This is a genomic window from Geomonas anaerohicana (assembly GCF_016458305.1).
In the GTDB taxonomy this organism is placed as follows: Bacteria; Desulfobacterota; Desulfuromonadia; order Geobacterales; family Geobacteraceae; genus Geomonas; species Geomonas anaerohicana.
Map to the genome: position 1 here is coordinate 270,715 of NZ_JAEMHL010000003.1, position 16,299 is coordinate 287,013.

The following is a 16,299-nucleotide window of genomic DNA, read 5'->3' on the forward strand; positions in this document are numbered from 1 at the left end:
GACGACTTCGGTCTACTTGTGCCCCTTGTCTTCCAGCACCTTGATGCCCGGGAGCTTCTTGCCTTCCAGCAGTTCGAGGAAGGCACCGCCGCCGGTGGAGATGTAGCTGATCTTGGCGTACTCGCCGGCACGGTGCACGGCGACATCGGTGTCACCGCCCCCGACGATGGTCAGGGCGTAGGAGTTGGCTACGGCGGAGACCATGGCGAAGGTGCCGCGCGAGAAGGCGTCCATCTCGAAGACGCCCATGGGGCCGTTCCAGACGATGGTCTTGGCGTTCTGCAGCGCCTCGGTGAACAGGGCCACGGTGGCGGGGCCGATGTCCAGCGCCATCCAACCCTCCGGAATCTCCTGGATCGGGCAGACCTTGGTCTCGGCGGCAGGGTTGAACTGGTCGGCGACAACGCAGTCTACCGGGAGGTAGAACTTGACCCCCATGGCGCGGGCCTTCTCGTAGGTCTTCATGGCGGTGTCGATCAGGTTGTCCTCGACCAGCGACTTGCCGACGTTGTAGCCCATCCCTTTCAGGAAGGTGAAGGCCATGCCGCCGCCGATGATGATCTTGTCCACCTTGTCGCACAGGTTCTCGAGGACCTCGATCTTGCCGGAGACCTTGGCGCCGCCCAGGATGGAGACCAGCGGGCGGATCGGGTTCTTCATCGCCTTCTCGAAGTAGTTCATCTCGTTCTTCATCAGGAAGCCGGCGGCCACCACCGGGAAGAAGTCGGTGATCGCCTCGACGGAGGCGTGGGCGCGGTGCGACACGGCGAAGGCGTCGTTCACGTACACCTCGCAGCCGTTGGCGAGGGCCTTGGCGAAGTCGACGTCGTTTTTCTCCTCGCCGGCGTAGAAGCGCACGTTCTCCAGCATGACTACGTCGCCCGGCTGCATGGCGTCGATCATGGCGCGCACGTCGTCACCGATGCAATCGGAAGCGAGCTTCACCTCTTTGCCCAGGAGCCTGGAGAGGCGCTTGGCGGCGGGCGCCATGGAGTATTTCTCCTTGCGCTCCCCCTTGGGGCGGCCCAGGTGCGAGGCGAGCACGATCTTCGCCTTCTGGTCGAGTGCGTAGTTCAGGGTCGGCAGCACGGCGCGGATCCTGGTGTCCTCGGTGATGTTCTGGTTGTCGTCCAACGGTACGTTGAAGTCGACACGCATGAACAGCTTCTTCCCGGCAAGGCTTTCGATCTCATCGATGTAACGAATTGACATGACTCCTCCTAGACGCAAAAAAATAAACGAGGGGGGAGAACAGCTCCCCCCCCGCAATGTGTATTCAATTTCGCAGCTTCTTACAACATGATTTTCATCAGGCCGACCACCCTGCTGGAGAAGCCCATCTCGTTGTCGTACCAGGAGAGGACCTTCACCATGTTGCCGTCGATGACCTTGGTGCAGGACGCGTCGACGATCGAGGAGAGGGTGTTGCCGTTGAAATCGCAGGAAACGAGCGGCTCTTCACAGAACCCGAGGATCCCCTTGAGCGGCCCTTCGGCTGCGGCCTTGAGCGCGGCGTTGACCTGCTGGGCGTCGGTCGGCTTGGAAAGGGTCGCCACCAGGTCGACCACGGAGACGTTCGGGGTCGGCACGCGGATGGCCATGCCGTCCAGTTTCCCCTTGAGGGCCGGCAGCACCAGGGATACCGCCTTGGCGGCGCCGGTGGTGGTCGGGATCATGGAGAGGGCGGCGGCGCGGGCGCGGCGCAGGTCCTTGTGCGGCAGGTCGAGGATGTTCTGGTCGTTGGTGTAGGAATGGACGGTGGTGACCAGGCCTTTCTCGATGCCGAAGCTGTCCTGCAGTACCTTGGCGACCGGCGCCAGGCAGTTGGTAGTGCAGGATGCGTTGGAGACGATGTGGTGCTTGTTCTTGTCGTACTCTTTGTCGTTGACGCCGAGGACGATGGTGAGGTCCGGATCGGTGGCGGGTGCGGAGATGATGACCTTCTTGGCACCGGCGGTCAGGTGCTGGGCGGCCTTGTCGCGTGCGGTGAACAGGCCGGTCGACTCGAGCACGATGTCGACGTTGAGCTCTTTCCAGGGGAGTTCGGCCGGGTTTCTCACCGCCAGAACCTTGATGGCCTTGCCGTTGACAATAAGCTGGTCACCGTCTACGGAAACTTCCCCGGGGAATTTCCCATGAACCGAATCATACTTTAACAGGTGCGCCAGCGTTTTCGCATCAGTGAGGTCATTAATTGCAACAAATTCAAACTCTTTCGACTGTGCTGCAGCTCTGAGTACACAACGTCCTATACGGCCGAATCCATTAACAGCTACTCTTAAAGCCATGTCCCCCTCCTGTTAATTAAGTATTCCTTCACAATTGGGGATACTAACAGCCGAACCGGTGCCCGTCAAGATTTTATTCAAGCTTTTTCCGGTATGGTCGATAGCGACAATGGGTGCGAATCGCCATGCTTTCAGCGAGGATTCGCATGTTTGAGGCGGGAACTTTTGTGGGTGAATAAATCCACATAATAATTGACTTTCAGTTGAACTATAAATTATGCTGGCGTGGCCCATGATGCGCATTTTTTCGTCCACGCAGGTGCTGGAAATAGACTATAGATGAAAATGACTCTCGAAAAACGCATCTTACTGTTTTCCTTCCTGATCCTCTTCCTCACCATCTTCATTGGTTCCGGTATGGACATAATGGCGTTGCGCAAGGACCAGGTGAACGCACTCAGTCTGCGTTCCAAGGGACTTGCCGTCGCTCTCAAATCCAACATCGAGAAGGTCATCAACCTCGGTCTGGAATTGAAGGACATGACCGGTGTCTCCGAGAAGTGCCGTGAGATCATCGAGGGGAACCCGGACATCGCCTACTGCGTGGTGACCGAACTGAACGGCAAGGTGCTCTTCGCCAGCGATCCCCGCTTCATGACCATGCCCATCAAGGAGTCCCAGAAGGAAGAGGCGCGGCTTGGAGAAGAACCGGTCTACAAGCGCCGCATCACCATGACCGTGGACGGATCGAGCAACTCCTACTACGACAACGCCGTGATGGTGATGAGCCCCTACGGCAAGCCTCTGGCTCAGGCCCACGTCGGCTTCAGCGACCAGGTCGTCTTCGACAAGATGAAGGGGATGGTGCTGAAGACCCTGTTCCTCCTGGCGATCTCCCTGGTCACCTCCTTTACCCTGATCATGCTCTTCATGAAGAGATACGTGATGCAGCCTATCTCCATGCTGCTCAAGGGGGTGAAGCAGATTTCCGAGGGGGCCTTCGACACCCACATCGGCGAGGTGCAGGTCTACGAGTTCAACGAGCTGGCCAGAAACGTCAACATCATGTCCCAGTTCCTGAAAAACAGGGACGCCGAAATCAAGAAGAACTACCAGGACATGGAGCGTACCTTCGACGAGCTGCAGGCCTCCTACCGCAAGCTGGAGAAGCTCTCCGCCGACCTGGAACGCTCCGAGGAACTGTACAAGTCGCTCATGGAGGACGCGAGCGACGCCATCGTGGTCATCGGCTCCGACGAGTGCATCCGGATGGTCAACAAGATGGCGGAGGAGTTCTTCGGCTACGAGGCGAAGGAACTGGTGGGGCTGCCGCTTACCAAGATGCTCCTCCTTTTGAACATCAGCAACATCCCCAAGGTGCACCGGATCTTCCGGGAGGCGGCCGAAGGGGCGCACATCGCCGAGGAGATGCAGCTTTCCCGCAAGGAGGGGGGCGCCATGGTCGCCATGCTGCACGCCTCCAGCATCAAGAGCGGTTCCGAGACCCTGGTGCAGGCGATCTTCCGCGACGTGACTCGCGAGCGCGAGATCATCCTCAACCTGGAGAAGAGCTCCGCCGACCTCGCGCGCCTGAACCGGATGAAGGACTCCTTCCTGGGGCTCGCCTCGCACGAATTGAAGACCCCGCTCACCGTGATCATGGGTTACTCCGAGCTGATCACCACCGACCTTGCCGACAAGGTGGACAAGACCGTGCTGGAGATGGTGGTCAACATCGCCAACGCCGCGGCGCGCCTGGACAACATCATCAAGGACATGGTGGACGTGTCCATGATCGACGAGAAAAGGCTGCAGCTAAAGGTCGAGGACATCCAGCTGAACCGCCTCATCGAGGCGAGCGTCAATGAGCTGCGCTTCTTCTTCTCCATGCGCAAGCAGGAGGTGGTGCTCAGCCTGGACGAATCGCTCCCCACCATCCGAGGCGACGCACTGCGCCTCATGCAGCTTCTCTCCAACATCCTGGGCAACGCCATCAAGTTCACCCCCGACGGCGGCCGCATCACGGTCAGCACCTCCGCCAAGTACCTGCTGCGCGGGCCGGCCGGCGCCGACGAGCACCAGCCGGGGCGGGAGCACCACCTGTTCCTGGAGATCACCGTAACCGACACCGGTATCGGCATCGATCGCGAGGACCAGTTGCGCGTCTTCGACAAGTTCTACGAAGTGGGCAACATCCAGGAACATTCCAGCGGCAAGGTCGCCTTCAAGGCGAAAGGTGCGGGGCTCGGCCTCTCCATCGCCAAGGGGATCGTCGACATGCACGGCGGCGAGATCTGGGTGGAATCGACCGGCTACAATCCGGACCGCTTCCCCGGCTCCACCTTCCACATCCTGCTCCCCGTTTCCCCCGGGCTGAACGAGGGAACCACGGACTACAGCAGGCTTTTGCGTTAACCAAATCTCAGCAACTTCATCTTGAATCTGCCGACCAACTCCTGTATAAAAATAAGGTTTTTCTGCCGTTCATGAGTCCCCGTTGCCGGGGTGATTCACGCTTAGTTTGGAGGGATGCATGAGGCTCAGCCTCTTGGCAAGTGGCAGCAAGGGGAACTCCCTTTTTATGGAAACCGATTCCTGCCGTTTGCTGATCGATGCCGGCCTCTCCGGTCGGGAGACCACCAACCGGCTCGCCTCCATCGGCGTCGACGCCGCCACCCTGGACGGCATCCTGGTCACCCACGAGCACACCGACCATATCCGCAGCGTCGGCACGCTGGCCCGGCGTCTGAAGATCCCGGTGCTCGGTTCGAGCCGGATGCTGCAGGCGGCGCACCACGTCATCGGCAAGGTCGAGTCCATCGAGTTCGAAGCCGGCGCGCCCTTCACCTTCAAGGGGATCTCCATCGATCCCTTCCCGGTGACGCACGATGCCTGCGACCCGGTCGGCTTCCGGATCGAGAGTGGCGAGGGGTGCATCGGCTTTGCCACCGACCTCGGCATCGCCACCCGGCTCACCCAGGAGAAGCTGAAGGGGTGCCGCGCGCTGGTGCTGGAATTCAACCACGACGAGCAGATGCTGCAGGACGGGCCCTATCCGTGGCACCTCAAGCAGCGCATCCGCTCCCGCCACGGGCACCTCTCCAACGCCGAGGGGGCGAACCTTTTGGAGGAACTTCTGCACGGCGACCTGCAGGGGGTCTTTCTCTCCCATCTCTCCGAGGTGAATAACGATCCGGCGCTGGCGCTTGCCGCCGCGCGCGGGCTTTTGAGCCGCCAGAACCTGTGCGGGCCGGACCTCTTCCTGGGGTGCCAGCACCAGGTAAGCGGCGTATTCTCAGCGTGATTCTCGCAACCCCTGGTAAAGGGGACAGGCACCTTCGGAGCCAGTCCCCTTACCAGGGGATGCACCTGTTTTGGCCATAAAAAATCAGACAATTCAGCAAGGGGGAAGAATTCGTGATCGAACGTTACAGCCGTCCTGAAATGACCCGCATCTGGGAACCCGAGAACCGCTATGCCAAGTGGCTCGAGATAGAGATCTACGCCTGCGAGGCCCACGCCGAGATGGGGCGCATCCCGAAAGAGGCGGTAGCCCGCATCAGGGCCAAGGCGAGCTTCGACGTGCCGCGCATCGACGAGATCGAGCGCACCGTGAAGCACGACGTCATCGCGTTCCTCACCTCGGTTGCCGACTACATCGGCGATGACTCCCGCTTCGTACACCTCGGCCTCACTTCCTCCGACATCCTCGACACCTCCTTCGCCATGCTCCTCAAGGAAGCGGGCGAACTGATCATCTCCGACATCAAGCGCCTCATGGCCGTGATCAAGACCCGGGCTTTCGAGCACAAGATGACCCCGCAGATGGGCCGCTCCCACGGCATCCACGCCGAGCCGGTCACCTTCGGCCTCAAGATGGCCCTCTGGTACGACGAGATGGCCAGGAACCTCAAGCGCATGGAAGCTGCCCTGGAGACCATCTCCTACGGCAAGATCTCCGGCGCCGTCGGCACCTTCGCCAACATCGACCCGCAGGTCGAGGAGTACGTCTGCAAGAAGGCAGGCTTGAAGCCCGCTCCCTGCTCCACCCAGGTGCTGCAGCGCGACCGTCACGCCGAGTACTTCACCACCCTCGCCATCATCGCTTCCTCCATCGAGAAGTTCGCCGTCGAGATCAGGCACCTGCAGAGGACCGAGGTGCTCGAGGCCGAGGAGTTCTTCAGCAAAGGGCAGAAGGGCTCTTCCGCCATGCCGCACAAGAGGAACCCGGTCCTGTCCGAGAACCTGACCGGCCTGGCCCGCCTGATGCGCGGCTACGCCCTTTCCGCCATCGAGAACGTGCCGCTGTGGCACGAGCGTGACATCTCCCACTCCTCCGTTGAGCGCATCATCGGCCCGGACGCGACCGTCACCCTGGACTTCATGCTCAACCGCGCCATCGGCCTCATCGAGAACCTGGTGGTTTACCCGGAAAACATGATGCGCAACCTGAACCAGATGCGCGGCCTGATCTTCTCCCAGCGCGTGCTTTTAAAGCTCGCCGAGGCGGGGGCTTCCCGCGAGAAGGCCTACGCCCTGGTGCAGAGAAACGCCATGAAGGTGTGGGAAGAGGGCAAGGACTTCCAGACCGAGCTTTTGAACGACGAGGAAGTGACTTCGTTCCTGCCGGCCGAAGAGATCAAGGAAGCGTTCGATCTCGGTTACCACATGAAGCACGTCGACACCATTTTCACGAGGGTCTTTGGTGGATAGCCTCCTCTACTACCTGAAACCGGACGAGATGGACCCGTTCTATCTCTTCTGGGCCAAGCAGGCGTTGATTTCCGTCGTCATCTTCGCCGTCTTCTACCTCCTCTCCAGGCTCCTGCAGGTGCTGATCGCCAAGATCGGCACCCGCCTGTGCGCCGCCACGGAGACGGACCTCGACGACAGGATCCTCGAGCGGGTCTCCGGACCCGCCATGCTCCTGGTCAACTGCGCGGGCCTCTACCTGGCCATCAGGCGTCTGCCGCTGCACGACAAGGTCGGCGTCGCCGCCTCCGGTCTTTTGTTCGTGGTGAACATCACCATCCTCACCGTCATCGCCTACCGGGTGCTGGACGAACTCCTCAAGGCGTACGGGGCGCGGGTGGCCGGGGCCGAGGTGAGCCGCCAGATCATGCCGCTGGTGGAGAAGCTTTGCACCATCTTCCTGGTGGTCACCGCGCTCATCATCACCCTCAAGCACTTCAACTACGACATCCTGTCGCTGGTCACCGCCCTGGGCGTCGGCTCCCTGGCCATCGGCCTTGCCGCCAAGGACACCCTGGCCAACATGGTGTCCGGTTTCACGCTCATGATCGACCGTCCCTTCCGGATCGGCGACCGCATCCAACTGGGCGCCCAGGTGGGGGACGTCATCGACATCGGTCTCAGGAGCACCAAGATCAAGGGGGCGGACAACACCTTCCTGATCATCCCGAACTCCGAGCTGTGCAACTCGACCCTGGTCAACATGGCCTTCCCTGACGTGCGGGTGAAGGGGCGGGTCAACATCGGCATCGGCTACGAATGCGACGTGGCTCGCGCCAAGGAGCTGATGGTGCAGACCGCGCTTGCCGCCCCGAGCGTGCTCAAGGAGCCCAGGCCCGAGGCCTTCTTCATGAACTTCGGCGACAGCTCGCTGAACCTCTCGCTCTTCTTCTGGGTCGCCGACTACACCCACACCGTGGCGGCCACCGACCAGATCAACGGCGCCCTGCTGCAGTGCTTCCAGGACAACGGCATCACCATCCCGTACCCGACGCGTACGGTTATCCATGAAAAGGACACCAACAATGCCCCACAGGATTGAGATCACCCTTAAGGACGAGGTCCGCGACCCGCGCGGTGAGCGCATCAAGCGCGAGATCGCGCACTTCCTCCACCTTGAAGTGGCCGACGTGCGCACCATCGACGTCTACACGGTCGACGCGGCACTCTCCGCCGAGGAACTGACCCAGGTTGCCGCCGGTCCCTTTAGCGACCCGGTCATCCAGAACTATTCGATCGACAAGCCCGCTGCCACCGGTTTCGACTACCTGGTCGAGGTCGGCTTCCGTCCCGGCGTCACCGACAACGTCGGCCGCACCGCGGGAGAGGCGATCGGCTACCTCCTGGGGCGCCCGCTGGCGGCAGGGGAGGGGGTGTACACCTCCGTGCAGTACCTGGTCTCCGGTAAGCTCGCCCAGGCCGACGCCGAGAAGATTGCCACCGGCCTTCTGTGCAACACGCTGATCCAGCGCTACCAGATTCTCGACGCGGCCACCTTCAAGGCCCAAGGGGGCGTCGCTCCCTTCGTACCCAAGGTGCAGGTCGAGGCGAAGGTCGAGGTGAACACCATCAATCTGGAAGTCTCCGACGAGGAGCTGATGCGCATCAGCCGCGACGGCGTGCTGGCGCTCACCCTGGACGAGATGAAGATCATCCAGGCGCACTACCGCGACCCGCAGGTGGTCGAGAAGCGCAAGAGCCTGGGCCTTGGCGCGGCTCCCACCGACGTCGAGCTGGAGGCGCTGGCCCAGACCTGGTCCGAGCACTGCAAGCACAAGATCTTCTCCGCTGACGTCACCTACGACGACGGCAGCGGGAAGACCGAGAAGATCAATTCTCTCTTCAAGAGCTACATCCAGAAGACCACCGCCGACGTGCGCGCCGCACAGGGCGACAAGGACTACTGCCTGTCGGTCTTCAAGGACAACGCGGGGGTCATCAAGTTCAACGATGACTGGTCCCTGGTCTTCAAGGTGGAGACCCACAACTCTCCGTCGGCACTGGACCCCTACGGCGGGGCGCTGACCGGCATCGTCGGCGTCAACCGCGACCCGTTCGGCACCGGCAAGGGCGCGAAGCTCATCTTCAACACCGATGTTTTCTGCTTCGCCGATCCGTTCTACGAGAAGGAGCTCCCCAAGCGCCTCCTGCACCCGCGCCGCATCTATGAGGGCGTGGTCGAGGGCGTCGAGCACGGCGGCAACAAGAGCGGCATCCCGACCGTGAACGGCTCCCTGGTGTTCGACGAGCGCTTCGCCGGCAAGCCGCTGGTATTCTGCGGCACCGCCGGGCTCATGCCCGCCACCATCAAGGGTGAGGCGTCGCACAAAAAGAACATCATCCCGGGCGACCTGATCGTCATGACCGGCGGCCGCATCGGCAAGGACGGCATCCACGGCGCGACCTTCTCTTCGGAAGAGCTGAACGAGAACTCGCCGGTATCCGCGGTGCAGATCGGTGACCCGATCACCCAGAAGCGGATGTTCGACTTCCTGATCCGCGCCCGCGACAAGGCGCTCTACCGCTTCATCACCGACAACGGGGCAGGGGGGCTTTCCTCCTCCATCGGCGAGATGTCCGAGGAGTGCGGCGGCTGCCAGCTCGACCTCTCCAAGGCACCGCTCAAGTACCCGGGCCTGGCCCCGTGGGAGATCCTGATCTCCGAGGCGCAGGAAAGGATGAGCCTCGCCGTGCCCCCCGAGAAGATCGACGAGTTCATGGACATGGCGAAACGTTACGGCGTCGAGGCTACCGTGCTCGGCACCTTCACCGATTCCGGCATCTTCCACATGCTCTACGGCGACAAGACCGTGGCCTACCTGCCGCTGTCCTTCATGCACGCGGGCCTGCCGCCGATGCAGATCCCGGCGCGTTGGGAAAAGCCGGTGCACGAGGAGCCGAAACTGGCTCCGGCAGCGGACTACACCACCGACGTAAAGGCCCTGCTGTCCTCCTTGAACATCTGCTCCAAGGAGAGCGTGGTGCGCCGCTATGACCACGAGGTCCAGGGTGGCTCCGTCGTCAAGCCGTTCACCGGTGTTGACAACGACGGCCCGTCCGACGCCGCCGTGGTGCGCCCCATCCTCGATTCCTTCGAGGGTGTCGTCGTCGGTCACGGCATCTGCCCGCGCTACAGCGACATCGACGCCTACGACATGGCGGCCAACGCCATCGACGAGGGCCTGAGGAACTACGTTGCCGTCGGCGGCTCGCTCGACCTCGTCGCCGGCCTGGACAACTTCTGCTGGTGCGATCCGGTCCTCTCCGAAAGGACCCCGGACGGTCCGTACAAGATGGCCCAGCTGGTACGCGCCAATAAGGCACTCTACGACTACTGCACCGTCTTCTCCATGCCGCTCATCTCCGGCAAGGACTCCATGAAGAACGACTTCTACGACGGCACCACCAAGATTTCCATCCCGCCGACCCTGCTCTTCTCGGTCATCGGCAAGATGGAGGATGCCCGTCTCGCCGTGACCATGGACGTCAAGCGCGCCGGCGACCAGGTGTACCTCCTGGGCGCCACCGCCAACGAGCTGGGCGCGTCCGAGTACCTGGCGCAGAAAGGCTTTGTCGGCAACAACGTGCCCAAGGTGGACGCACAGGCGGCGCTGGCCACCTACCGCGCCTACGGTGCGGCGCTGAAGGCGGGTCTGGTTGCTTCCTGCCACGACCTCTCTGACGGCGGCCTGGCCGTTGCCGCCGCCGAGTCCGCCTTCGCCGGCGGTTTCGGCATCGAGCTCGACCTGGCGCAGGTGCCCTTCAAGGGGGACGCGGCAGAGAAGAGCGACATCGTGCTCCTGTTCTCCGAGTCCGCATCCCGCTTGCTGGTGACGGTGCGCGCCGAGAAGGTGGCCGAGTTCGAGAAGGCGATGGCCGGCACCGCCTGCGCCAAGATAGGCGCGGTGACCGCCGAGCCGACCCTGAAGGTGAAGGGGCTTGCCGGCAACGTGGTGGTGAATGCCGGCAACGCCGAGCTGAAGGCAGCCTGGCAGGAGCCGCTGAAGGACCTGTAAGCACACTTTTCCTCTCCGGACCGACTCCTCCCCCTCCCTTGACGGGAGGGGGGATGACAATCGGCCAGGAGCGGACTTCATCGCGAATCTTTTATATGCAGAAAAAAAGCGGGTTGTGCAATAATGAGGACCGTTGTGCCCGCTACTAACCATCCGATAGAGGACTTAATTGATGACCAAGGCTAAAGCGCTTGTCATAACAGGCAACGGCACCAACTGCGAAACCGAGGCGGCCCACGCCTGCAAGCTGGGCGGCTTCGACGAGGCGCGCATCGCCCATATAGCTGAACTGCTGACCGGTGAGGTCACCCTGGATGATTACCACTTCCTGAACCTGACCGGCGGCTTCCTTGACGGCGACGACCTGGGGAGCGCCAAGGCACAGGCCAATCGCCTGCGTTACGCTACCGTGGAAGGCAAGCAGGAGCGCCTCGTTGAGCAGATCACCCGCTTCATCGCCGACGGCAAGCTGATCCTCGGCGTCTGCAACGGGTTCCAGCTGCTGGTGAAGATGGGGATGCTCCCGGCCCTGGGCGGCAACTACCTGAATCAGACGGCGACGCTGACCTACAATGAAGGCGGCCGCTTCCAGGACCGCTGGTGCTACCTGAAGGTCGACGCCGCTTCCCCGTCCCTGTACACCCGCGGCATCGAAGGCGGCGTCTACCTCCCGGTACGCCACGGCGAAGGGAAGTTCCTGGTCGACGACGCCAAGACCCTGGAGATGATCGAGGCCAAGCATCTCTCCTGCCTCAAGTACTCCGACAAGAACTACACGGCAGCGACCATGGAGTTCCCCGAGAACCCCAACGGTTCCGTGAACGCCATCGCCGGCATCTGCGACGAGACCGGCAGGATCATGGGGCTCATGCCGCACCCGGAGGCATTCGTGCACCGCACCCAGCACCCGCGCTGGACCCGCGAGGAACTGCCGGAAGAGGGCGAAGGCCTGATCTTCTTCAAGAACGCGGCGCAGTACGTGAAAGAGAACTTCTAGTATCCCCTCCCCCGGAGGGGGAGGGTCAGGGAGGGGGACAGGGCGTTTGTGCCAACAGATTCCCCCCTCCTGACCTCCCCCCTCCGGGGGGAGGAATTGGTGGACAACCCTTCGGGGCATACAACAAGGATCGACAGGTAAGCAGTTCTTTTATAAGGAGCAGTCGTGGAAGAAATGATGATGCGCAGGCCCGAAGAAGAGTGCGGCATTTTCGGTGTATTCAACCACCCGGAGGCGTCGAACCTCACTTACCTCGGGCTCTACGCCTTGCAGCACAGGGGACAGGAAAGTTGCGGTATCGTCTCCTCGGACGGAAGCAGCCTGCACGCGCATAAAAGCATGGGACTCGTGGCCGACGTGTTCGGCAACCCCGAAATCTTCAAGACTCTGCCCGGCCGTTCCGCCATCGGCCACGTACGTTACTCGACCACCGGTTCCTCGGTGATCAAGAACGTCCAGCCCATCAACGTGGACTACTCCCGCGGCTCCATCGCGATAGCCCACAACGGCAACATCGTCAACGCCCAGATCATCAAGGACGAGCTGGAGGCCTACGGTTCCATCTTCCAGACCACCATGGACACCGAGATCATCGTCCACCTGCTCGCCACTTCCAAACAGAACTCTCTGCTGGATCGCATCACCGACGCACTTTCCCGCATCCAGGGCGCTTACTGCCTTCTCTTCCTGACCGAGAGCCGCATGGTTGCTGCGCGTGATCCCAACGGCTTCCGTCCGCTTTGCCTGGGTCGCCAGGGGAGCGCCTACGTGGTCGCTTCCGAGAGCTGCGCCCTTGACCTCATCGATGCGGAGTTCATCCGCGAGATCGAGCCGGGCGAGGTGATCGTCATCGACAAGAACGGCCTGACCTCCTTCTTCCCGCTCAAGAAGGTCGAGCCGACCCCGTGCATCTTCGAGTTCGTCTACTTCGCCCGTCCCGACTCGTTCATCTTCGGCAAGAACGTGTACCAGGTGCGCAAGGAGCAGGGGCGCCAGCTGGCCCGCGAGCACAAGGTCGATGCCGACATCGTCATTCCGATCCCGGATTCCGGCGTCCCCGCGGCACTGGGCTACGCCGAGGAGTCCGGCATTCCGTTCGAGTTGGGCCTGATCCGCAACCACTACGTGGGCCGTACCTTCATCGAACCGCAGCAGGCCATCCGCCACTTTGGCGTCAAGATCAAGCTGAACCCGGTGCGTGAGGTGCTTAAGGGCAAGCGCGTCGTCGTTATCGACGACTCCATCGTGCGCGGCACCACGTCCCGCAAAATCGTCAAGATGATCAGGAATGCCGGGGCTGCCGAGGTGCACGTGCGCATCTCTTCGCCGCCGACCAGCTACCCCTGCTACTACGGTATCGATACCCCGAACCGCAAGGAGCTGATCTCGTCCTCGCACTCCATCGACGAGATCCGCCGTTACATCACCGCCGACTCGCTCGGCTACCTCTCCGAAGAAGGTCTCATGTCTACCGTCGGCGCCGAGAACGCCGGCTTCTGCACCGCCTGCTTTACCGGGGGATACCCGGTTAAATTCCCGCGTCTGATGGATCAGGAAGAGCCGCAGATGGGACTATTCGAAAAGGAGACTGCCGAGCAATGACCGAAAAGGAAAGACTGAAAAAGATCATCATTGAGCTGTCCTACGAGAAGAGGAACGTGACCTTGGCTTCCGGTCGTCAGAGTGATTTTTACTTTGACGGGAAGCAGACCACGCTGCACCCCGAGGGCGGCTACCTGACCGGCAAGCTCTTCTTCGAAGCAATCAAAGACGTGGAAGGTGTGGAAGGTGTAGGCGGTCTGACCCTGGGTGCCGACCCGATTGCCACCGCGACCTCCGTGGTCAGCTTCCTGGAAGGGAAACCGGTCCCTGGCTTCATTATCCGTAAAGAGCCCAAGGGGCACGGTACCGGCGCTTGGCTGGAAGGGCGCAAGAACCTGAAGCCCGGTTCCAAGGTGGTCATCGTCGAAGACGTTGTGACCAGTGGTGGGTCTTCCCTGAAGGCCATCAAGCGTGCTGAAGAGGAAGGGCTGGTGGTACTCGGCGTGGTCACTCTGGTTGACCGCGAGGAAGGTGGTCGCGAGAACATCGAGGCCGAAGGGTACTGGCTGAAGTCCATCTTCACCAAGGCCGAGATCCTCGCCTAACAGCAGATAGATACTGTGCGTACTGAAGGCGGCAATAGATGCTATTGCCGCCTTTTTTTTCCTTGCTGCACATGGCGCTCCTCCCCCCGGAGGGGGGAGGCCGGGAGGGGGGCTGTTTGTGAAGAGCTTCCCCCTCCCTGACCCTCCCCCTCCGGGGGAGGGGACCGTGGACTGACTGAGACTTATGGAAGAAATCCTGAAAAGAAATAGCGCGTTGCTGGCGCAGGTGGATGACTGGTTTTCCCGCTGCATGGCAGCGTACCCTGGGCACATTGCCTGCCAAGGCGGCTGCTCGGGGTGCTGCCGGGGGACCTTCGACATCACGCTCCTCGACGCCTATTACCTGAAGCGTGGCTTCGATGCGCTGCCGGAAGCGGTCAAGGCGCCGGTTCTGGCTAAGTGCCGTGAGCGGCTTGCGCTGATGCGGGAACAGTGGCCGGAGTTGAACCACCCCTTCGTGCTGAACTACCGCCCGGAGGAGGACTGGGAACTGCTCATGCCCGATGAGGACGAGACGCCGTGCGTGCTGCTCGGCGACGACGGCCGCTGCCTGGTCTACGAGCACCGGCCCATGACCTGCCGGTTGCACGGGATCCCGCTGGTGGATACGGAAGGGGAGGTGATGCACGACGAATGGTGCACCATGAACTTCACGACCGTGGATCCGCTGGTACTGCCGGCCCTAACGGCTCCCTTCGATGCCATCTTCACCGAGGAGGTGGCGCTGTTCCGGGATTTCACACAGAAGCTGCTCGGGCAGAGGGTGAGTGAGCTGGATACCTTCATCCCCTTGGCGCTGATGATAGATTTCGACGGGTTCGATTGGCGGCGTTGGGCGGGGGAGGGGGGAGATTGATCAACTCTCCTCGTATGGTAGGTTTTTACGCTCCTCCCCCGGAGGGGAGGTAGGGAGGGGGGGATTTGCCTGCACAGCTGCTGCGAGCCCCCTCCCTGTCCCTCCCCCTCCGGGGGAGGGGACACTATAGCCACCGCATAGCTTCGTTGGGCATCATTCCCCATAGTGTAGATAACACCTTCAAAAGGATTTACCGATGGCTCTACCTTCCACCATTTACCGCGCCTCCGTGCAACTCTCCGATCTGGACCGCCAGATCTACGCCGATATCCAGACTACCGTCGCCCAGCATCCCTCCGAGACTGCGGAACGGCTGCTGGCACGGCTCTTGGCGTATGCGCTCTGCTACGACGAGGAATTGGCCTTCACCAAGGGGGTAGGCTCCGGCGATGAGCCTGATCTCTGGAGCAAGGGGCCGGACGGGCGGGTAAAGCTCTGGGTCGAGGTGGGACAACCGGATCCGGAGCGGCTGGCCAAATCGAGCCGCCACGTCGAGCGCGCGTTCCTGTTCACCTTCGGCGCCAACGCCAGCCGCTGGTTGGCGCAGCACCAGCAAAAGCTCTCCGGCATCAAGAACCTCTCGGTCCTCACTCTTGATTTCAAGTTTCTCAGCCTGCTTTCTGCTAAACTGGAACGGGTCATCAACTGGTCTGTCACTGTCACAGAGGGGAACATCTACCTCACCGCCGGCGACCAGACCATCGAGACTACGCTGGAACATGTCTGCGGTCCTCCCTTGGTAGGCTGATAGAGGGAGGAGGGAAGGGGGCAATACTATGTTTATGCCTCAACACTTCATTTCTCTGTCACTGCTCCTGCTACTCAATGCCACTTCGTCCTCTAGTCTTGCCGCCTCCTGTCCACCAACCCCTTGGGACGAGATTGGTCCTTTCTACCGACCCAACGCGCCGGTGCGCGACACCATCGGCAAAGGTTATCTCCTGAGCGGCACGGTGCGCTCTTCCGCCGATTGCTCGCCCATCCCCAAGGCCCGCATCGAGTTCTGGCAGGCCGGTCCTGACGGCCGCTACGACGATGCCTACCGCGCGACCGTCTACTCCGACAGCAAAGGACGCTACCGCCTGCAGACCTTTCCGGCCGTTCCCTACGCCAACCGCCCGCCGCACATCCATATCCTGGTGGACGTAAAGGACTTCGAGGGACTGGTGACACAGCATTACCCCAAACGAGGCGCCAAAGGGGCGCAACTTGACCTGGTGCTGGTGCCGGAAGGGAAGGATGAAGGGGAGTCGAAGGGCCGGGCCGGTGACCTGGTCCGGCCTGGGAAGGGATCCCGCTAGCG

13 protein-coding genes are annotated in these 16,299 nt (G+C 61.6%); 11 read left to right on the forward strand and 2 right to left on the reverse strand.

Annotation, left to right across the window (positions count from 1 at the left end; genetic code table 11):
* Positions 1–12: 12 nt before the first annotated feature.
* Both JFN91_RS07570 and gap read right to left on the reverse strand, forming a co-directional pair.
* Entirely contained in the window at positions 13–1,212 is a 1,200-nt protein-coding gene (locus JFN91_RS07570) for a phosphoglycerate kinase (RefSeq protein ID WP_199388599.1), read from the reverse strand.
* An 80-nt stretch (positions 1,213–1,292) separates the two neighbouring features.
* Positions 1,293–2,288: a type I glyceraldehyde-3-phosphate dehydrogenase gene (gene gap, locus JFN91_RS07575; protein ID WP_199388600.1), complete on the reverse strand. Its 996-nt coding sequence runs from the start codon at positions 2,286–2,288 to the stop codon at positions 1,293–1,295.
* 279 nt (positions 2,289–2,567) lie between these two features.
* Between gap and JFN91_RS07580 the strand changes: the two genes are divergently transcribed.
* The 11 genes from JFN91_RS07580 (at position 2,568) to JFN91_RS07630 (ending at position 16,297) form a co-directional block, all read left to right on the forward strand.
* Entirely contained in the window at positions 2,568–4,643 is a 2,076-nt protein-coding gene (locus JFN91_RS07580) for an ATP-binding protein (RefSeq protein ID WP_199388601.1), read from the forward strand.
* A 118-nt stretch (positions 4,644–4,761) separates the two neighbouring features.
* Positions 4,762–5,532 (forward strand): MBL fold metallo-hydrolase, encoded by a 771-nt coding sequence (locus JFN91_RS07585; RefSeq protein ID WP_199388602.1) that lies wholly within the window; start codon positions 4,762–4,764, stop codon positions 5,530–5,532.
* A 113-nt stretch (positions 5,533–5,645) separates the two neighbouring features.
* Positions 5,646–6,941, forward strand: a complete 1,296-nt coding sequence (purB, locus tag JFN91_RS07590; protein WP_199388603.1) for an adenylosuccinate lyase — start codon at positions 5,646–5,648, stop codon at positions 6,939–6,941.
* A complete protein-coding gene (locus tag JFN91_RS07595; RefSeq protein WP_199388604.1) occupies positions 6,934–8,022 on the forward strand; it encodes a mechanosensitive ion channel family protein in 1,089 nt (362 codons plus the stop codon). Before purB ends, JFN91_RS07595 begins: the two co-directional genes overlap by 8 nt.
* Complete coding sequence (locus JFN91_RS07600) at positions 8,006–10,996, forward strand: phosphoribosylformylglycinamidine synthase subunit PurS (RefSeq protein ID WP_199388605.1); 2,991 nt, start codon at positions 8,006–8,008, stop codon at positions 10,994–10,996. The genes JFN91_RS07595 and JFN91_RS07600 overlap by 17 nt, the downstream gene beginning before the upstream one ends.
* A gap of 172 nt (positions 10,997–11,168) precedes the next feature.
* A complete protein-coding gene (locus JFN91_RS07605; RefSeq protein ID WP_199388606.1) occupies positions 11,169–11,993 on the forward strand; it encodes a phosphoribosylformylglycinamidine synthase subunit PurQ in 825 nt (274 codons plus the stop codon).
* A gap of 174 nt (positions 11,994–12,167) precedes the next feature.
* Positions 12,168–13,595, forward strand: a complete 1,428-nt coding sequence (gene purF, locus JFN91_RS07610) for an amidophosphoribosyltransferase (protein WP_199388889.1) — start codon at positions 12,168–12,170, stop codon at positions 13,593–13,595.
* A complete protein-coding gene (pyrE, locus tag JFN91_RS07615; RefSeq protein ID WP_183346315.1) occupies positions 13,592–14,140 on the forward strand; it encodes an orotate phosphoribosyltransferase in 549 nt (182 codons plus the stop codon). Before purF ends, pyrE begins: the two co-directional genes overlap by 4 nt.
* Positions 14,141–14,324: 184 nt before the next feature.
* Positions 14,325–14,996 carry a YkgJ family cysteine cluster protein gene (locus JFN91_RS07620; RefSeq protein WP_199388607.1) on the forward strand — a complete coding sequence of 224 codons (672 nt, stop codon included), beginning with the start codon at positions 14,325–14,327 and terminating at the stop codon, positions 14,994–14,996.
* A 196-nt stretch (positions 14,997–15,192) separates the two neighbouring features.
* The gene (locus JFN91_RS07625; protein WP_199388608.1) at positions 15,193–15,744 is read left to right on the forward strand and encodes a YaeQ family protein; all 552 of its coding nucleotides are present in this window, start codon (positions 15,193–15,195) and stop codon (positions 15,742–15,744) included.
* Between the two features lie 28 nt (positions 15,745–15,772).
* Positions 15,773–16,297: an intradiol ring-cleavage dioxygenase gene (locus JFN91_RS07630; RefSeq protein WP_236015024.1), complete on the forward strand. Its 525-nt coding sequence runs from the start codon at positions 15,773–15,775 to the stop codon at positions 16,295–16,297.
* Positions 16,298–16,299: the final 2 nt, after the last annotated feature.